This window comes from Burkholderia gladioli, from assembly GCF_000959725.1.
In the GTDB taxonomy this organism is placed as follows: domain Bacteria; phylum Pseudomonadota; class Gammaproteobacteria; order Burkholderiales; family Burkholderiaceae; genus Burkholderia; species Burkholderia gladioli.
The window spans coordinates 3,139,021-3,159,778 of the sequence record NZ_CP009323.1 but is presented as its reverse complement, the minus strand read 5'-3'; the positions used below and the strand labels follow the sequence as shown (position 1 = coordinate 3,159,778).

Below are 20,758 nucleotides of genomic sequence, written 5' to 3'. Positions count from 1 at the left end.
GTCGATGATTCGGTGCTAATGCGTGTCCGCTTGGAGTTCGGGCGCGCGCCGGCGGCGGCGGGCCGGCGCGCGTGTCCCGCGTTCAGGATCGGCCGTCGAGCAGCGTCTCCAAGGCGCGGATGGTCGGGTTTTCGTAGAACTGGCGAAGCTCGATCTTCTGGCCGTAGCGCCGGCTCACCTCGGAGATCATCTCGATCGCCTTCAGCGACTGGCCGCCCAGCTCGAAGAAATCGTCGGTCACGCCGACCGCCGCCGCACCCAGCAGGCGCGTCCAGATCGCCGCCAGCTCGCGTTGGCGGTCGGTGCTGGCGGCATGCCGCTGCTGCCGCTCGCCCACCTCGATCACCGGCAGCCGGCGCGCGTCGACCTTGCCGCTTTCGGTCAGCGGGATCGCCGGGATGAAGTGCACCTGGTCGGGGATCATGTAGTCGGGCAGCGACTGGCGCAGCCAGCTGCGCACCGCCTCGCGCGTCAGGCTCGGCGCCGAAGGCGCGAGCGTGGCGGCCTCGGCGTCGCTCGCGAGGCGCAAACGCGCCAGGCCCAGCGAGGCCGCGACGCGCCGCCATTGCGCGGCCAGCGCCTCGGCCTGCGCGGCCGGCAAGGCGCCGGCGGGCGCATCGAACACCAGCAGCGTGTCGGGCACCTGCCCCGCATCCTGCTGGGCCGCCGCGAGCGAGACGGCGGCCTCGCGATCGAGCGAGAACGAGAGCGAATCCGCCATCGCGTCCGCACGCAGCGGCACCGCCTCGATCCAGGCCAGCACCTGGCTGGCGGCATCGGTCAGCACCAACTGGCAGGCCGGGAAGCGCCGCGCCAGCTCGTTGCTGGCTTCGACCACGGCCGACATGCCGGGCTCGCCCTCGTCGTCGCCCATGCCGCCCGCACCGGCGGCTTCGGCAACCGCTTCGGCCACTGCTTCGGCCAGTGGCGCAGGCTCGCGCAGGGCCAGCGCCGCCGCCGTCAGCTCGGGACGCTGCTCGAGCGTGAACGCATACCGCGGCGCCCCGCCCGGCTCGCCCGCCACGCCGATCGTCTCGGCCGGCTGCTCGACGAAGGCCACCAGCCGCCCCAGGTCCTCGCGGTACTGAAGCGCGGCCGCCGCGATCGACGGATGGGCACGCAAGGCGCTGGCGATCTCCTCCAGCTCGACGCGGTTGCCGCGGATCTTCAACTGCCGATCGGCGCGGCCGTGGAAATGCACCAGGCCGGCGCGATCGCAATGCCCGAGGTCGCCGGTGCGATAGACGCGCAGCGGCTGCCCCTGGTACTCGATCTCGACGAAGGCACGCGCGCTCGCCGCGTCGTCGTTGAGGTAGCGGCGCGCCAGGCCCGGCGAGGCCACGCAGATCTCGCCGATCACGCCGCGCGGCACCGGCTGCAATTGCGCGTCGAGCACATGCAGGCTGGCATTGCCCACCGGCCGGCCGATCGGCACGGTGTCGCCCGCATAGGGCTCGCTGCAATCGAAGCGGCTCGCGTCGACGGTCACCTCGGTCGGGCCGTAATGGTTATGCAGGCGGCAGCCCGGGAAGGCGGCGGCGAAGCGCTCGGCCAGGCCGCGATAGAGCGCGGCTGCGCCGACCACCGCGTGCCGCAGCGAGGGCAAGGCGCCGATCTCGCCGCGCTCGCGCGCCTGCACCAGGCTCTCCAGCATCGAGGGCACGAACTGCGCGAAGCTCGCGCCCTCGCGTTCGATCAGCTCGCCGTAGGCATGCGCGCTGCGCAGCCAGTCGTCGCCCATCACCACCACGCTCGCGCCCGAGGCCAGCGGCCAGAACACGTCCTGGATGAACACGTCGAAGGTGAACGGCGTATGGAACAGCACGCGGTCGCGCGCATCGAGCGAATAAGTACGCTGCAGGTCGGCGATCATGCTGACCACGCCGCGATGCTCGATCTCGATGCCCTTGGGCGTGCCGGTCGAGCCCGAGGTATGCAGCACGTAGGCCAGCGAGCGCGGCTCGACGGGCGCCGGATCGGCATCGGAATACCCGCCCAGCGCGCCCATCACCTCGTCGACCAGCACCACGTCGTAGGCGAACTGCGCGAAGGCGCGCCGCGTGGCGCCGGCCGTCAGGGCCCAGCGCGCGCGGGAGCCGCGCAGGATCGCGTCGATGCGCTTTTGCGGCGTCTGCGAACCGATCGGCACGAAGCTCGCGCCCGCCTTCAGGATCGCGTAGAGCGAGACGATCATGTCCAGCGAGGGCGCGAGCAGCACCGCCACCTTGTCGCCCGGCTCGACGCCGAGCGACATCAGGTAGTGCGTGAGGCGGTTGGCCTGGCGGTTCAGCGTCGCGTAGTCGTGGCGCTCGCCGTCGACCACCAGCGCGGTGGCCTGCGGCGTGCGCGCGGCCTGCCGGGCGAACAGCGAGTGCATGCTGGCCCGCGCGTCGTACTCAACCGGCTCGCCGTGCACCACGGCCGGCGGATTGCCGTTCGCGCCGACCATCGTGTAGCGCGCGAGCGGCTGGTGCGGATCGTCGAGCACCTGCTCCATCAGGGCGGTCATGTTGTCGAGCATCTGCCGCACCGTCTCGCCCTCGAACAGGTCGGCGTTGTAGATGCAGCTGAACATGATGTCGCTGCCGAACTGGTCGACCACGAAGTTCAGGTCGAAGCGCGAGGACTTGTTCTCGGTGTCCACCACGTTCTCCAGGCTCAGCGCCAGCCCGTCGAAGCGGATCCGGCTCATCAGGTCGCTCTTGTTGTTCTGCACCCCGTACATGATCGAGAACAGCTTGGGCCGCGACAGGTCCTTCTCGTGCTGCAACTGCTCGATCACCTGGTTCGACGGGTAGTGGTAATGCTCGAAGGCATCCAGCGTGCGCTGGCGCACCTGGGCCAGCAGCCCGGCGAAGCTCATGCCCTCGTCGATCGTGCAGCGGATCGGCATCGGCGTGGCGAACAGGCCGAACAGGGGCTTCAGGCGCTCGTCGGCGCGGCCCGCGATCGGGCAGCCGATCACGAAGTCGTGCTGGCCGCTGATGCGCGCCAGGTAGGCGTCGATGATCGCCAGTTGCAGCATGAACAGCGTCACGTCGTGCTGCTTCAGGTAGGCCTCGATCTTGCGCACCACGCCGCGCGGCAGCCAGCTGCGCAGCGCATCGCCGCGATACGACATCACGTTCGGGCGCGGCCGGTCGGTCGGCAGGTCCAGCGGCGGCGGTAGCGTGCGATACATGTCGAGCCAGTAGCGCTTGTGTTCGTCGAAGGCGCCCGAGCGCAACTGGCGGTGCATCCACTGCACGTAGTCGAAGTAGCCCACCTCGATGGCCGGCACCTCGGGCGGCCGCCCGGCGGCGTAGGCGTTGTACAGCTCGCTCATCTCCAGCATCAGGTTGATCAGCGAGGTCTCGTCCCAGATGATGTGGTGGACCACGAAGATCAACTGGTGGAAGTCGCCGCCGTAGCTGGCCACGTGCAGGCGGAACAGCGGCCCGGTGGCGAAATCGAAGGGCGCCACGCCGAAGCGCGCGCCGAGCCGGTTGGCCTCGTCGATCGCCTCCGCGCCCGAGAACTGCGTGCGATCGAGGAACACCTCCCCGGCATCGATGCCGATCGACGGATCGACGATCTGGATCGGCGCGCCGTCACGGTAGTCGAACTTCACGCGCAGCACCTCGTGGCGGTCGAGCAGGGTCTGCCAGGCCTTGACGAAGGCATCGCGGTTCAGCTTGCCGGTGAAGAACAGGTCCGACACGCTGATGTTGTAGACGGGGCTCGTCGGGTCCATCTGGTAGGCGTACCACTCGGGCACCTGGCAGGGCGCGAGCTCGTAATGCGGCTGCGCGGGCAGGCGCTCGATCGGCTCGGGCACCACCGCGCCCTGCCCGTCACGCAGCGCGTCGAGCGCGGCGGCCACGGCGCGCAGTTGCGGCGCCTCGAACAGCGCGCGCAGCGGCAGCGCCACGCCGAAGCGGGTGCGCAGCTTGAGCGTGAGCTCGGCGGCCAGCAGCGAATGGCCGCCCAGTTCGAAGAAGCTGTCGAGCGCGCCCACCTGGTCCACCTCCAGCAGCTCGCGCCACAGCTCGGCGAGCTGCGCCTCGGTGCCGGCCGCCGGCTCGACGTGCTCGTGACGGCGGAACACGTCCTGGTCCGAGGGCTGCGGCAGGCGCTTGCGGTCCACCTTGCCGTTGGCGTTGAGCGGGAAGCTGTCCATCAGCACGAAGGAGGCCGGCACCATGTAGCCCGCCACGCGCTCGGCCACGAAGGCACGCAGCTCGGGCACGGTCGGCGCCGGGTGGCGATGCGGGATCACGTAGCCGAGCAGGTAGAGCCGCTCCTTCGCATCACGCGCGGCCACCACCACTGCCTGGCGCACGTTGTCGTGATCGCCGATCGCCTTCTCGACCTCGCCGATCTCGACGCGCTGGCCGCGAATCTTCACCTGGAAGTCCTCGCGACCGAGGAACTCGAGCGTGCCGCCCGGGCGGTAGCGCGCCAGGTCGCCGGTCTTGTAGAGCCGGCTGCCGGGCTGCGCCGAGAACGGATCGGGCAGGAAGGCGCGCGCCGTGCGCAGCGGGTCGCCCAGGTAGCCGCGGCCCACGCCGGTGCCGCCGATATAGACCTCGCCCGTCACGCCGAGCGGCACCGGTTCGAGCTGTGCGTCGAGCAGGTAGGTGCGCAGGTTCGGCAGGGTGCCCTGGATCGGCACATAGGGCAGCGCGGTGCCGAGCGGCTCGCGGATCCACAGATGGCTGGTGTCGTCCGAGCACTCGGTCGCGCCGTAGGTATTGACCACCGGGATATGCGGCACGCAGGCGAACCAGCGCTCGCAGAGCGCGGGCGTGAGCGCCTCGGCATTGCTGACGTAGACGCGCACGCCCGGCAGGCGCTCGGCGCCCGGGCGCGATTCGAGCTCGTCGATCAGGATCTTCATGTGCGAGGGCACCGACTCGAACACCGTCACGCCCTCGGCATCCAGTTGCGCGAACAACTGTTGCGGATCCCAGGCCGCGTCGCCGGGGATCACCGCGGTGCGCCCGCCCACCAGCAGCGCCACCAGGTACTGCCAGATCGACACGTCGAAGGTGGTGACGGCCATCTCGGCCACCACGTCCCGCTCGCCGATGCCGAGGTCGTCGATCTTGGCCAGCAGGTGGTTGAGCATGCCGAGCTGCTCGATCATCGCGCCCTTGGGCAGACCGGTGGAACCCGAGGTGTAGATCACGTAGGCCAGCGAGGCCGGCGTGAGCGGCAGGAACGCGCCCGGCGCCTCGGGCTCGCGCAGCAGCGTGTCGAGCGCCACGCGCTCGGCGGCCACGTTCAATGCCTGCGCGCAGCCGGCGCCGGCCGCGTCGTGCAGCACGTAGCGCAGCTTGCCGAGCTCGGCCACACGCTCCAGCTTGGGCAGCGGATCGGCCGGGTTCAGCGGCGTGAACGCCAGGCCCGCCTTCAGCACGCCGAGCATCGCCACCAGGTAGCCGAGATCGCGGCCGAGCAGCAGCCCGACCAGGGCCTCGTCGCGCGCGCCGAGCGCGAGCAGGTTGTGGGCCACGCGATCGGAGGCGCGGTCCAGCTCGGCGTAGGTCATGGAACGATCGCCGCAGCTCGCCGCGATGCGCTCGGGCACGCGCGCGGCCTGCCGCGCGAACAGCTCGCGCACCGTCAGGCCCGGCTCCAGCGGCCGGCGCGCCTGGTTGAGCGTCTCCAGCTGATAGCGGCGCTCGTCCTCGTCGAGCAGCGGCAGCGCGTGCAGCGCCGTGCCCGCATCGGCGGCCACGCCCGCCAGCAGATGGCGCAAGTGCGCGGCCAGGCGCTCCACCGTGGCGGCCTCGAACAGGTCGGTGCTGTACTCGAAGCCGCCGTGCAGCCGGCCGTCCAGCGACCAGGTGGCGAGATACAGGTCGAACTTCGCGCTGCGATGCTCGGGTTCGAGGTTGCCGGCACGCAGGCCGTCGAAGCGGGCCGTCTCCAGCGCGGCGCCGTCCTGGTACGAGAACATGGTCTGGAACAGGCCGCTGCCGTCGCGTTCGCGCTGGCCGTTGACGGCCGCGGCGATCTCCTCGAGCGCGACGTCCTGGTGGTCGAAGGCTTCCAGGCAGGTGGCGCGCACCGTGTCGAGCAGCTCGGCGAAGCGCGTCGAGGGCTGGGCGCGCAGCCGCATCACCAGCGTGTTGACGAAGAAGCCGACTACCGGCTCGAACTCGGGCCGCCCGCGGCCCAGCGCCGGCACGCCGATCAGCAGGTCGTCCTGGCGGGCGTAGCGCGCCAGCAGCGCCGCGTAGGCCGCCAGCAGCAGCATGAACATCGAGACGTGGTGACGCTGCGCCACCGCCTCCAGCCGCGCGGCCAGCGCCGCGTCCAACTCGAAGGAGAAGGCCGCGCCCGCGCCGCTCGGCTGTGGCGGCCGGGCATGGTCGGTGGGCAGTTGCAGCACCGGCAGCGTGCCGTCGAGCCGCGCGCGCCAGTAGTCGAGCTGGCGTTCGCGCTCGCCGCCGTCGAGCAGGCGGCGGTGCCAGTCGGCGAAGTCGCGGTATTGCAGCGCGCGCGTGGCCGGGTCGGCGGCCGTGAGCGCCGGTGCCCGGCCGACGCGCGCCTGGTTGTAGTGGCGCGCCAGGCTCTGCTGGAACAAGGCCACCGACCAGCCGTCGATCACGATGTGATGGAACATCGACAGCAGCGCGTGTTCCTCTCCGGCCAGCCTGACCAGGCTGAAGCGCGCCAGCGGCCCGCGTTCGAGGTCGAAGGGCGTGCCGAGCTCGCGCTGCACCAGCGCGTCGAGCGCGGCGCGGCGCGCTTCGGGCGCGAGCGTCGAGAGGTCGTGGCGCGCCAGTTGCGGCGCGGCGGGCGCGTCGATCACCTGCAGCGGCGTCTCGCCTTCCACCACGAAGCGCGTGCGCAGCGATTCGTGCTCGGCCAGCGTGGCCGCCAGCGCCGCGCGCAGGGCCGCCTCGTCGAGCGCGCCGTCCAGCGTCAGCAGGTCCGGCAGGTGATAGGCGGTGTTCAGCGGGTCGCGCTGATGCAGGTACCAGAGCCGGTATTGCGCGCCCGACAGCGGCGTGGCGAGCGCCTCGATGCGCTCGATCGCCGGCAGCGCGCCGCCGGCCGCCGTGGCGCCCGCCTCGCGTGCCCCGCCCGCCACGCGCCCCTCGCGCAACCGCTCGACCAGGGCCGCCAGCGCGCGCACGGTCGGGCAGTCGAACAGCGCCGCCACCGGCAGCCGCACCGCGAAGGCCGCCTCCACGCGGCTGTTGATGCGGATCGCCAGCAGCGAGCTGCCGCCCAGGCTGAAGAAGTTGTCGTCGATGCCGAAACGCGTGTCGCCGAGCAGCTCGTGCCAGAGCGCCAGCAGCGCCGACTCGGTGCCCGACAGGGCGGGCGCGGCCACCACGGCGTCGTTGGCGGCCACCGCCAGCAGCGCGCGGCGATCCACCTTCTGGTTGGTGGTCAGCGGGAAGGCCTCCATCACCACCACCTGGGCCGGCACCATGTGGCGCGGCAGCCGCTCGCGCAGGTAGTCGACCAGGGCCGCGCCGTCGGTGCCGGTGGCGCGCGGCGCCGGGGCGCCGCCCTGGCGGTCCAGCGTCACGTAGCCGATCAGCGGATTGCGCGCGTGCTGCCGCTCGCCGGCCAGCACGATCGCCTGCGCCACCGCCGGATGCGATTCGAGCACGGCCTGGATTTCCTCGGGCTCGACGCGGATTCCATCCACCTTGAGCTGGAAGTCGGCGCGGCCGAGGTAGTGCAGGCGCCCGTCCAGGTCGTAGCGGACCTGGTCGCCGGAGCGGTACAGGCGCGCGCCGGCCGCCGTCGAGAACGGGTCGGGCACGAAGCGCTCGGCCGTCAGCGCGGCGCGGCCGCGATAACCCTGCGAGACGCCCGCGCCGCCCACGTAGAGCTCGCCCGGCATGCCGGCCGGCACGCGGTTGCCGTGCGCGTCGAGCACGTGCAGTTGCGCATTGGCGACCGGCTCGCGCAGGTAGATCTCGCCGTCCTCCAGCGCGCGCTCGATGTCGACGCGATCGACGATGCAGCCGATCGAGCACTCGCTCGGGCCGTAGATGTTGTAGAGCGCGATGGCCTCGGCCGCGCCGCCGCGCTGCCATTGCCGGATCGCCTCGGCGGTGATCTTCTCGCCGCCGACGCTGATCAGCCGAACCGAGGCGGGCCGCGCGGCCGGCTCGGCGGCCAGTTGCTCGCCGAGCACGCGCCAGTAGGCGGTCGGCAGGGTCAGCACGCTGATCGCCTGGGCGCGGCAGCAGTCCAGCAGGGCCGGCACCGAGCGCTTCACGTCCTCCTCGCCGATCACCAGTGCGGCGCCCGCGATCAGCGGCGTGAAGATCTCCTCGAGCGAGGCGTCGAAGGTGAGCGGCGCGAACAGCAGCGCACGGTCGCGCGGCGTGTAGCCGAAGCGATCGAGCACCGTGCCGAGATAGTTGACCACGCCGCGATGCGTGAGCACCGATGCCTTGGGCGTGCCGGTGGTGCCCGAGGTGTAGGTCAGGAACACGCCATGGTCGGCCGGCAGCGACAGCGCCGGCGCCTGGGCCGGCTGGTCGCGCCAGGCCGCGTGTTCGAGCGGCAGGTGCCGCCCGTCGAAGCTGCCGAGCGCCGCACCGGCGCGGGCCAGGATATGGCGGCAGCCGCTGTCGGCGATGATCGCCTCCAGCCGCTCGGCCGGCAGCGCCAGGTCGACCGGGAAGCAGATCGCGCCGGCCTTCAGCGTGGCGACGATGGCCAGCACCGCATCCACGCCGTGCACGGCCTCCACGCCCACCACGCTGCCGGGAGTCACGCCGGCCGCCGCCAGCAGGCCGGCGAGGCGATCGGTCTCGCGCGCCAGCGCTGCGTAGTCGAGCGTGCCGGCGCTGGATACCAGGGCCGGCGCCGAGGGCGAGACGCGCGCCCGACGATCGACCAGCGCATGCAGCAGCGCGCCGCCTTGCGGGCCGGCCGGCTCGGCCAGCAGCGCGGCGTGGTCGATCACGTCGGCGTTGTGCAGCCGCGCCACCACCGCCTGCTCGGCCGGCGTCAGGAAGTCCAGCTCGCCGACCGGGCGCGAGGCGTCGGCGGCCAGCCCGTCGAGCAGCAACTGGAAGTTGTCGAGCCAGCGCGCCACGCTCGCCTCGTCGAACCGATCGACGGCATGCACGCAGGACAAGGCCAGGCCCTCGCCGGTTTCGCGGAAGGTCACCGACAGGTCGGCCACCAGCGCCTGCGGCGCCTCGTCGAGCAGCTCGGCCCGCAGGCCCTCGCCGTCGGCCGCGCGGCCGTCGTGCGCGAGCGTGGTCGGCAGCAGGTCGAAGGTGGTCTGGAACAGCTCGCCGCTGGCTTCGCTGCATTCGCCGATGATCCGGTCGAACGGCAGCGCGTGATGGCGATAGACGTGCCGCAGCGTGTCGCGCATCTCGCGGATCAGCGCCGCGCCGCTGCGATGCGCGCGCACGCGGGCCCGCACCGGCAGCACGTTGACGAAGAAACCGACCAGCGGCGCCAGCTCGGCACGGCCGCGATCGTGATACGGCATGCCGACCACCAGGTCGTCCTGCCCGCCCAGGCGATGCAGCCAGGCGAAGTAGGCGCTGATCAGCACCTCGTAGAGCGAGGCCTGCTCGCGGCGTGCCAGGGCCTTCAGCGCGGCCAGCGTGGCGGCCGGCCAGACGCGCGTGTGACGGCCGGCGGCCCGCGCCTGCGCGGCGCCGGGCGCCTGGCCGGTGATGCCCTCGGCCGCGCCGCGCGCCACCGGCAGCGGCGCCTGCGCCGGCAACGCGCGCAGGTAGTCGCGCCAGAAATCCAGCAGGGCCGGTTCCTCGCGGGACAGCGCCTGCTGCGCCCAGACGCTGTAGTCGCGATACTGCACCGCCAGCGGCGCGAGCCGAGCGGCCCGCTGCTCGCGATGCGCGGCATAGGCTTCCAGCAGGTCGGCGAGGAACACCTCGGCGGACCAGGCATCGACGACGATATGGTGGAAGCTGGCCGCCAGCACCGCGCTGTCGGCGGCGGTCTGGATCAGCGCGAGCCGGTAGGGGCGGCCCGCGGCCAGGTCGAAGGGCTCCTTGGCCATGCGCGCGAGATGGTCGCGCACGAAGCCCTCCAGCATCGAGGCCGGGTTGCCGCTCAGGTTCATCTGCAGCAGGTCGGCGTCGGCCGGCACGAGCGTGGCCGCCTCCTGCGCGGCGGGCACGATCTGGCGCGGCCCCTCGTCGGTCTCGACGATGCGGGTGCGCAGGATCGCGTGGCGCGCCACGGTATCGATCAGCGCCGCGCGGAACGCGGCCGCATCGAGCGTGCCGCTCAGGCGCAGCGCGCCCACCACGTTGTGGCCGACATGCTCGGGATGGAAGCGCTGCGCGAGCCACAGCCGATGTTGCAGCGGCGCGAGCGGGATCGCCGCGTCGGCCGGGGCGAGCGGGATGCCCGCCGGGCGCGCGGCATCGCCGTCGAGCCGTTGCGCCAGTGAAGCCAGGTCCTGGGTCATGAAGAAGTCCTTCAGGGCAATCGCGCGGCCGAGTCGGGTCTCGATCGCCGCGACGGCGCGCGCGGCCAGCAGCGAGTGCCCGCCGAGCGCGAAGAAATTGGCGTGGGCGTGGTCGACGCGCTCGCCGAGCAGTTCGCTCCAGATCGCCGCCAGCGCGCGTTCGGTGTCGGTGGTCAGCGGCGTGCGGGTCGCCTCGCCCACCCCGCCCGCTTCGTCCGTTTCGACGCAAGCGCGCGGCGCGGGCAGCGCCGCGTAGTCGACCTTGCCGTTGCGCGTGAGCGGCAGCGCGTCGAGCTCGACCACGTGCGTCGGCACCATGAAGGCCGGCAGCTTCGCGGCCACCGCCTGCTTCAGCCACGCGGCGCGCGCGGCCGGCGTGCCGGCGATGTCGGTCGATGCGGCGTCGAACACCACGTAGGCGACCAGTTGCAAGCCCGCCTGCGCATGCTGGTGCGTGCCCACCACCGCGTCGTAGACACCCGCCTCGCCCTTGATCGCGTGCAGGATCTCGCTCGGCTCGATGCGATGGCCGCGGATCTTGAGCTGGTCGTCGGTGCGGCCGAGGTAGTCGAGTTCGCCCGCCGCGTTCCAGCGCACCAGGTCGCCGCTGCGATACAGCCGGGCGCCGGCCTCGCTCGAGAACGGATCGGCGATCAGGCGCGCCTGCGTGAGCGCCTCGTTGCCGCGATAAGCGCGCATCAGCGAGGCCCCGCCGACATGCAGCTCGCCCGCCAGGCCGCGCGGCACCAACTGGCCGTGACGGTCGAGCACCAGCGCCTGCACGCGATCGATCGCGGTGCCGATCGCGGGCGCCGCCTGCCGCGCGTGCGGCGTTTGCGCCGGCACTTCCGTGGCGGTCGCCACCACGCTGTTCTCCGACGGGCCGTAATGGTTGAACAGCCGGTAGCCGGCGCCGGCCGGCGCGCGGCGCGTGAGCCGCTCGCCGCCGGTCAGCAGGTAGCGGAACGCCGGCGTGCCGCGCCAGCCGTCGGCCAGCACCGCGTGCGCGAGCGGCGTCGCCACGAAGGCATGGGTGATGCCGGCCGCGGCGAACCAGGCCGTCAGCTCGCGCGAGGACTGGCGCGCCGCCTCGGGCGCGAACCAGACGCTGGCGCCGGTGGCCAGGTACGGCCAGATCTCCCAGACCGCCGCGTCGAAGCCGACGCCGGCCGTCTGGCTGGCGCGCGTGGTGCGCGGCGCCTCGTGCAGCGCATAGGCGCGCGCGTGCCAGTCGCAGAGATTGGCCAGGCCGCGATGCGGGATCTCCACGCCCTTGGGCGTGCCGGTGGTGCCCGAGGTGTAGACCAGGTAGGCCAGGTCGTCGAGCGCGACGGCAACGTCGAGATCCTCGCCGTCCAGGCCGGCGGCCTCGGCGACCAGTGTGTCGAGCTCGAGCGCGGCCACGCCGGCCGGCAGCGTTTCGGGCGCCGTGCCGGCCTCCACCAGCAACTGTCGCGCGCCGCAATCGGCGACGATGCGCGCGCGACGCGCCTCGGGATAACGCGGGTCGATCGGCACATAGGCGGCGCCCAGCTTGAGCACGGCCAGCGCGGCCAGCGCGAAGCCGGGCCCCGGCGAGAGGCACAGCGCGACGGCCTCGCGCGGCACCGCGCCGAGCGCGCGCAGGCGGCGCGCCAGGCGATTGGCCTGCGCGTTGAAGGCGCCATAGGCGATGCCTTGCGCGGCATCGGCGCCCATCACGGCGAGCGCTTCGGGATGCAGGCGCGCGATCCGCTCGAGGTGGTGATGGATCGGTTCGCCGGACAGCACGCCGGCCTCGCCGAAGCCGAAGCCACGGCCGAGCGCGAGCAGCGCCTCAGCCGCGTCGACGTCGACCACCCGCGTCTGGGCCGGCGTCAGCTCGGGCGCCGCGACCACCTGTTCGAGCAGCAGGCGATACGTGTCGAGCAGCAGCGTCGCGCGCTCGCGGTCGAAGGCCGAGAGGCGATGGTTCAGCGCGATGCGCATCGCCTCGCCCTCGGCGCGGCAGCGCAGCGTGAGGTCGAACTTGGCGCTGCGGTCGGCGCGCCGCTCCAGCGCGAGCGTCGCCGCGCCGAAGCCGATCGCGCCGAACTCGCGCTCCTCGTAGTCGAACATGGCGCGCACCAGCTCGCCCGCCCCACCCGCGCGCTCCACGCCGGCCAGCTCGACCATCTCGCCGTAGCCGAGTCGCGCATGGCGCCAGGCCACCACGCTGGCCTCGCGCCAGTCGTGCAGTTGACGCGCGAAAGGCGTGCCGTCGCCGATCGTCACGCGCAGCGGCAGCACGTTGACGAACATGCCGATCATCGTCGCCGTGCCGGGCACGTCGCGCCCGGCATAGGCGGTGCCGACCAGTACCTCGGGTTCGCCGCCCAGGCGCGCCAGCAGCAGGCCATAGGCGGCCAGGTAGACGGTGGACTCGCTGACGCCTTCGCGCGCGGCCATCGCGCGCACTGCCGCGGCCAGTTCGCGCGGCAACTCGGCGGCGACTTCGTCGCCCGGTGCCGTATCGATATCGCCAGCCTCGACGGCTTCGGCCTGCCGCGCCGCTTGCGGCAGGCGCAAGGCGGCCAGCCCGTCGGGGGCGAGGCCCGTCAGCTGCTCGCGCCAGAACGGCAGCGCGGCGGCTTCGGCGGCCTGCGCCTCGGCCGAGCGGCTCCAGGCCGCGTAGTCGCGGTACTGCAGCGCAGTTTGCGCGGCTGCCGTTTCGGCGACGAGCGTCGCGCCCACGGCACCGCGCCGGGCGATCTCGTCGAGCAGGATCGCCACCGAACGGCCGTCGGCGATCAGGTGATGCAGGCTCAGCAGCAGGTAAGCCTGGTCCGCCGCGAGCGGCAGCCAGCCCGCGCGCAGCAGCGGCCCGTCGGCCAAATCGAAACGACGCGACTGGAAGGCCTCGATCGCCGCCGCCACGCGCGTCTCGCGCGCCGTCGACGCGAGACCGTCGAGCTCGACCGACAGCCGCTCGATCGCGAACGGCGCGGCCACGCGCACTTCCTGCACCGGCAGGCCGTCGCGCAGCGGGAAAACGGTGCGCAGCGCCTCGTGCTCGGCCACCAGCGCCGTCAGCACCTGCTCCAGGCGCTCGAGATCAAGCTCGCCATGCACGCGCAGCGCGCCGCCGACGTGGTAATCGGTGCTGGCCGGGTCGTAGCTCTGCAGCAGCCAGATGCGCTGCTGGGCCGGGCTCAGCGGCACCGGCAGGCCCGGCTCGACACGCGCCAGCGCCACCGGCGCGGCACGGCCGGCCGCTTCGCGCAGATGCGCGGCCAGCGAGGCCACCGTGGCATGCGTGAACAGCTCGGCGATCGCCACTGTCACGCCGAAGCGCTCGCGCAGCGCCTCGGCCAGCTTCGCGACAAGCAGCGAATGGCCGCCGAGCGCGAAGAAATCCTCGTCGGCACGCGGCGTCACGCCGCCGAGCAGCTCGCGGTAGCAGGCGGCCACGCCCTGCTCCACTTCGTCGGCGAACAGCGCTTCCTCGGCCGGGCTTGCCGGCGCGGCGTCCAGCGACGGCAGCGCGCGGCGGCTGATCTTGCCGTTCGCGTCGAGCGGCAGCGTGTCGAGCAGCACATAGGCGGCGGGCCGCATGTAGGACGGCAGCCGCGCCTCGACGAAGGCGCGCAGCGCGGCCTCGTCCAGCGCGGCGCCCGCTCCGGCGCGCGGCGCGACATAGGCGGCCAGCAGCTTCCCGGCCGCGGCGCGTTCGAAGGCCAGCACCTTGCATTGCCCCACCGCCGGATGCGCGGCGATCACCGCCTCCACCTCGGCCGGCTCGACGCGGAAGCCGCGGATCTGCACCTGGTCGTCGGCGCGGCCGATGAAGTGGATGCGCCCGGTTTCGTCGAGCCGCACCACGTCGCCGGTGGCATAAAGGCGCGTGCCGGCCGCCTCGCCTCGCGGCGCCAACACGAAGCGCTCGGCGCTCAGCTCGAGGCGCCCCAGGTAGCCGGCGGCCAGCCCGGCGCCGCCCACGTAGAGCTGGCCGGCCACGCCGAGCGGCACGGCGCGCAGCGCCGTATCGAGCACGTGCAGCCGCTGGCCGCGGATCGGCCGGCCGATGTCGGGCAGCGCGGGCGCGCCTTCGGTCGAATCATCCGCGGCAACCTCGCCGGCCGTGGTGACCACGCTGTTCTCGGTCGGGCCATAGGCGTTGACGAGCCGGTACGCGGCACCGGGCACGGCGCGCGACTTCAGCTGATCGCCGCCGGTGAGCAGCACGCGCAGCGCGCGCGGCGCGGCGCCGGTGGCGAGGAAGGCCTCGGCCAGCGGCGTGGGCAGGAAGGCATGGCTGATCGCCTCGGCATCGAGCCATTGCGCCAGCGCGGCCGCGTCGTGGCGCAGCGCGGCTGGCGGTTCCACCAGGCTCGCGCCCGCGCACAGCGCCGGCCAGATCTCCCAGACCGCCGCGTCGAAGCCGGGGCCGGCCAGCATCGCCACGCGCGAGCCCGCATCGAGCCCGAAGGCCTCGACATGCCAGTCCACCAGGTTGGCGAGGCCGCCGTGCGGCACCAGCACGCCCTTGGGCTGGCCGGTCGAGCCGCTGGTGTAGATGCAGTAGGCGATGTCGTCCGCGCGCGGGGCGACGGCCGGCAGCGCTTCGCCAGCGCCGGCGGCATCGAGATGCGCGTCGACCACCATCACGCGCGCCGCCGCCGTGGCCGGCACGCGCGCGGCGTCGCGCCGGGTGCTCAGCACGCGCCGCGCGCCGCTGTCGTCGAGCAGCCAGGCGAGGCGCTCGGCCGGGTTGGCGAGATCGACGGGCAGGTAGCTGGCGCCGGCCTTCAGCACGGCCAGCGCGAGCAGCGCCTGCATGCCGCGATCGGCCACCGCCACCGCCACGCGTTCGCCGGCCGCGACACCGTCGGCGCGCAGCATGCGGGCCAGCGCGTCGGTGGCGCGATCCAGTTCGCCATAGCTGAAGGCGCGTTCGCCGCCGGCCAGCGCCGGCGCATCGGCCTGCGTGGCCGCGAGGCGGGCGAAGCGCGCCGCCACGTCGTCGCCGGCGCGCATCGGCGTGGCCGCCGGGCCCGTCAGGTGCCGGCGCAGCAGCGCCAGCTCGGGCTCGGCCAGCATCGGCAGCTCGCCGACGCGGGCCGAGTCGCCGGCCTCGCTCAATGCAGCCAGCAGCCGCGCGAAGTTGGCGGCCAGGCGCGCGATCATCGGCGCGGCATGGCGTTCGGCGCGATAGGCGATTGCGCCGGCCAGTTCGCCGCCGTCCTCGCTGAGCTGGAACGTCAGGTCGAACGGCGCGCGCACATGGCCGGTCTCGCAGGAGGCCAGCACGCTGTCGCCGAGCGCCAGGCGCCCGCCCGCGCTACCCAGCGCGAACGGCGCGAGGCGTTCTCCTTCGGTCGCATCGACAGCCGCATCGCGGGCCGCATCACCGGCCGACAGCGCCGGGCGGCCGGCGCCCGGCGCCAGCAGCGAGATCACGGTCTGCACCAGCGGCCCCGTCGCGCCCAGCGCGTCGGCCAGCACCGGCAGCGGCAAGGCCTGGTCGCGCAGCCCGTCGACGATCGCGGCCTTGACCTGCCGCAGCCAGGCGCCGATCGGCTGGCCGTCGTCGAGCGCGACGCGAATCGGCAGCACGTTGGCGAAATAGCCGATGGTGTTCGCGTCGGCCTGCTCGCGCGCATGCGCCGGCATGCCGAGCACCACCTCGCGCTGCGCCGCGTAGCGACCCAGCAGCAGCGCGCCGGCCGCGAACAGCAGTTGATAGACGCTCAGGCCGTGACGGCCGGCCAGCGCGGACAGCGCGCCGGTGGTGGCCGCGTCGATGCGGAAGCGATGCTGGCCCGCGCCGGCCTCGCCGGCGCGCGAGGGCGCCACCGTCGCCGGGAAGGCGGAACGCTCGGGCATGCCGGCCAGCCGGCCGCGCCAGGCGTCGAGCGCGCGCGCGGCCGCCGGCGAGGCGAGCCAGTCGCGCTGCGCGGCGGCGAAGGCGCGATAGCCGCGCGTGGCCACCGGCGGTTCGGCCTCGCCGCGGCCGAGCGCGTCGTAGAGGCGGCCGAGTTCGGCCAGCAGCAGGTCGAAGGACCACATGTCGACGCAGCCATGATGCAGGGCGAGCGCGACCCAGGTCCGCGTCGGGCCCTGCGTGACGCTGGCGCGCCAGGCGGCGACGCCCAGGTCGAACGGCGTGACCAGCGTTTCGCGCGCGGCCTGCAGCGCGGCCTCGTCGTCGGCGAAACGCGCCTGCACCAGGGCCGGTGCCGGCGCCTCGGCCGCCATCGGCTTGCCGTCGCGCTCGATCAGCACCATCCGCAGCACGTCGTGGCGCGCCGCCAGCTGACCCAGCGCGCGGGAGAAACGCTCGGCATCGAAGGCCGCGTCGGCCTCCGCCACGAAACCCTCGTTGTAGTCGACCGAGCCACGGTTCGCCTGCTGCGCGAGCCACAGCGCGGCCTGGCCCGGCGTCGCCGGCCAGTCGCCAACGGCGGGCGCGGCCGCCCCGGCCCGCGTCGGCGTGCCGGTTTCCTCGGCGGCCGGTGCTCGCCAGGCGCGTTCGGCCAGCGTGCCGATCTCGGCGGCCAGCGCCGCCAGCGTGAGATCGCCGAACAGCAGCTCGACCGGCAGCTCGACGCGCAACGCGGCGCCGAGCCGATGCTGGACCTGCACCAGCGCCAGCGAATCGAGGCCGAGCGCCGACACCGGCCGCGACAGGTCGAGCGCGTAGAACGGCGTCTTCAGCAGCTCGGCGAACTGGTTCTGCACCACGCCCTCGACCAGCCGCGCAAAGGCCTCCCCCTGGGCGGCGGCCAGCATCGCGTGCAGCACCGCGTGCGGGTCCTGCGCGACCCGCGACGCGTCCCGCGTGCCGCTCGCGCCGGGCCGCGCCTCGTGCAGCACCTTCAGCGCGCCGCCGTGCAGCTCCTCGCGCACGGCGCTGCGCTGCACCTTGCCGCTGGAGGTCTTGGCGATCGAGCGCTCCTTGATCAGCACCACGCGTTCCAGCGCAAGGCCATGCCCCGAGGCGACGCGTTCGACGATCGCCGCGACGATCGCCGGGAACTCGGCCGGCGGCGTATTGCGCCGCACCTCGGCGACCAGGGCCAGCGCCTGCGTGTCGGCTTGCGCTGCCTGCGTGGCCTCCGCGGCCTGCCCGGCGCTCTCGCCGGCGCTCCCCGCCGAGGCGTTCTCGGCCAGCGTGAAGGCGGCCGCGCCGTCCGGCACCAGCGCGCGATGCGCGGCGGTGGCGGTGGCCTCCAGGTCGGACGGATAGTAGTTGTCGCCTCGCAGGATGATCACGTCCTTGCAGCGGCCGGTGACCACCAGCTCGCCGCCGTGCAGGAAGCCCAGGTCGCCGGTGGCGAGGAAGGGGCCGTCGCCGTCGGCCGTGAAGTTGCCGAAGGTCTGCGCGCTCTTCTCGGCATCGCCCCAGTAGCCCTGGGCCACGTGCGGGCCCTTGACCCAGATCTCGCCGACCGCGTCGTCGGCCAGGCGTGCGCGGCTGTCGCGATCGACGATCGCCAGCTCGCCGCCCGCCACCGGGCCGCCGCAGCCGACGCGCCGGAACACCGTGCTACGTCCCGAGGCGGCCAGGCTGGTCTGCTCGATCACGTGGCGCGGCCCGTAGCCGGTCGAACCCGTCACCAGCAGGGTGGCCTCGGCCAGCCCGTAGCTGGGCCGGAACGCCTCGGCGCGGAAGCCGCAGGCGCCGAAGCGCGCGACGAAGGCGTCCAGGGTGCGCACCGACACCGGCTCCGAGCCGTTCACGGCGGCCGTCACGCTCGACAGGTCGAGCCCGGCCAGTTGCGCCGGCGCGATCTTCTCGACGCACAGCTGCCAGGCGAAGTTGGGCGCCACGGTCAGCGTGGCGCGATAGCGCGAGACGGCCTGCAGCCAGCGCAGCGGATTGCCGAGGAAGTCCATCGGCGCCATCAGGGTGGTCGGGTAGCCGACGTAGACGCCCTGCAGCAGGGTCATCAGCCCCATGTCGTGGAACAGCGGCAGCCAGAACACCGCGTGGCTGTCCGGCGTGTTGCCGCACATCAGGCGGATCATCTCCTCGTTGGCGAGCAGGTTGCCGTGCGTGACCATGATGCCCTTGGCCTGGCCCGTCGAGCCCGAGGTGTATTGCAGGAAGGCCAGCGTGTCGGGCGTGGCCGCGTGCGGGCGCCAGCCGGCCGGATCGAGCTCGCCCAGCTCGTCGACCACGATCAGCTCGACCGCGCTCAGCGCGGGACGCTCGGCGATGAAGGCCTCGATCGAGGCGGCCTGCTTGCGGGTGAGCATCACGAAGCGCGGCGCGGCGTCCTCGATGATGCGCGCCAGGCGCTCGAAGTGATGGTTGTTGCGCGGCGCGTAGGCCGGCACGGCGATGAAGCCGCCATAGAGGCAGCCGAAGAAGGCCGTCACGTAGTCGAGGCTTTGCGGGCAGACGATCAGCGCGCGATCGCCGGCGCCGCCGCTCGCGGCCAGCCGCGCGGCGACGCGGCGCGCCGCCAGGTCGAGGCCGGCGAAGCTCAGGCTCGGCGCCGCATCGTCGCCGTCGCGGCCTTCGAGATAGCGATAGGCCAGCGCCTCGCCGAGCGTCTCGGCGCGCGCGCGGCACAGATCGACGAAATTCGCGTGGCCGCTCATCGCGCCTCCCCTGCGGCCATGTCGGCCGCCCCGGCCTGCGCGCGTCGTTCGCGCCATTCGCTGGCCAGCAGCGCATAGGCGTATTCGTCGCCCCAGGCGCCCTTGAAGAACACGTTCTGGCGATACATGCCCTCGCGGCGGAAGCCCAGGTGCTCCAGCAGCCGCTGCGCGCGCGCGTTGAGCGCATCGACGGTGGCCACCAGCCGGTGCTTGCCATGCTGCTCGAACAGCAGCTCGACCACGCTCGCCACCGCCTCGCGCGCATAACCCTGGCGCTGCGCCTGAACGTCGAAGGTCACGCCCAGCTCGGCCTGGCGTCCCTCGTCGAGGAAGTGCACCGCCACGTCGCCGACCAGTTGCCCGTCGGTCCGGCGTTCGGCGGCGATCTGGAACCAGGTTTCATCGGTGTCGAAGGCGAGCGGCTCCTGCTCGGCGAAGAAGGCCAGCGCGTCGTCGAAGGAATACGAGGACCAGCCCTGGTAGCGCGCCACCTCGGGATGGTTGCGGTAGGCGGTGAAGCTGGCGAGGTCGTCGCGCGTGAAGGGGCGCAGCACCAGGCGCGCGGTGGCAAGCGGGAAGCTCATTCGGGTTCCTTGAAGTCCAATGGCGGGCTGGTCGGCGCAGACCGTGGAGATGCGGGAAGTCGCGGCGCTCATCGATGCGACTCCATCGCCTCGGGCAGCGCGGCCTCGGCGAGGATCGCCCCGGCGGCCGCGATGGTGGCGTCGATCGCCGCGTCGTCGATCTGGTAGTGGACGACGGCGCGGATCACGCCGTCGCCGAGCAGGCCCATGCGGATGCCCTGCTCGCGCAGCGCATCGAGAAAGGCAGCATTGCCGGGCACCGCCACGTCGAAGAACACCATGCTGGTGTCGAACGCGGGCGCGCGCAGCGCGATGCCGGGAATCCGCGCGAGCCCGGCGGCCAGACGCGCGGCGCGGCGATGGTCCTCGCCCAGCCGCTCCACCATCTCGGTGAGCGCGACCAGGCCGGCGGCGGCCATGATCCCGGCCTGGCGCGTGCCGCCGCCGAGCAGCTTGCGGTAGCGCTTGACGCGATCGATCAGCTCGGCGCTGCCGCAGACCATCGAGCCGTAAGGCGCGGCCAGGCTCTTGGACAGGCAGAACTGCACCGAATCGGCATACGAGACGATCTCGGCGGCCGGCACGCCCAGCGCCACCGCCGCGTTGAACAGGCGGGCGCCGTCCATGTGCACGGCCAGGCCGTGCTGGTCGGCCAGCTCGCGCACGCGGCGCAGGTAGTCGAGCGAGAGCACGCGGCCGCCGGCCAGGCAATGCGGGTTCTCCAGCGCGATCACGGCGGCCGGCGCGCACTGGTAGTCGTGGCGGTCGCGGATCGCCGCGCGCAGCGCCTCGATCGGCAGGCTGCCGTCGGCCGCGGTGGCCACCGGGTGCAGCACGCCGCCCCCCACCAGCGAGATGCCGCCCGCCTCGTAGTTGTAGAGGTCGGACTGGTCGCCGAGGATCACCTCGTGGCCGCGCGGGCACTGCGCCAGCAGCGCCGTCAGGTTGCCCAGCGTGCCGCTCGACACGAAGGCCGCGGCCGCCTTGCCGGTCATGTGCGCGGCCAGCGCCTCCAGTTCGTTGACGGTCGGGTCCTCGCCGTAGCAGTCGTCGCCGACTTCGGCCTCGAACATCGCGCGGCGCATCGGCGCGGTCGGCACGGTCACGGTATCGCTCAGGAAATCAATCAGGGGTCGGTCCATCGCCTGCGTCTCTCGTTCGGTCAATTCGTTTCGTCATCCTGACG

3 protein-coding genes are annotated in these 20,758 nt (G+C 73.0%); all 3 read right to left on the bottom strand.

Going from position 1 to position 20,758, the window contains the following annotated elements:
• Positions 1-82: 82 nt before the first annotated feature.
• Entirely contained in the window at positions 83-18,988 is an 18,906-nt protein-coding gene (locus tag BM43_RS31025; protein WP_036051901.1) for a non-ribosomal peptide synthetase, read from the bottom strand.
• Positions 18,985-19,572, bottom strand: a complete 588-nt coding sequence (locus tag BM43_RS31020) for a GNAT family N-acetyltransferase (protein ID WP_025099833.1) — start codon at positions 19,570-19,572, stop codon at positions 18,985-18,987. Before BM43_RS31020 ends, BM43_RS31025 begins: the two co-directional genes overlap by 4 nt.
• 68 nt (positions 19,573-19,640) lie before the next feature.
• Positions 19,641-20,714 (bottom strand): GntG family PLP-dependent aldolase, encoded by a 1,074-nt coding sequence (locus BM43_RS31015; protein WP_017921650.1) that lies wholly within the window; start codon positions 20,712-20,714, stop codon positions 19,641-19,643.
• Between the last annotated feature and the right edge of the window lie 44 nt (positions 20,715-20,758).

Excerpts from the sequence above, each read along its gene's own strand:
- BM43_RS31025 (WP_036051901.1), bottom strand. The coding sequence starts at position 18,988 with ATGAGCGGCCACGCGAATTTCGTCGATCTGTGCCGCGCGCGCGCCGAG.
- BM43_RS31020 (WP_025099833.1), bottom strand. The coding sequence starts at position 19,572 with ATGAGCTTCCCGCTTGCCACCGCGCGCCTGGTGCTGCGCCCCTTCACG.
- BM43_RS31015 (WP_017921650.1), bottom strand. The coding sequence starts at position 20,714 with ATGGACCGACCCCTGATTGATTTCCTGAGCGATACCGTGACCGTGCCG.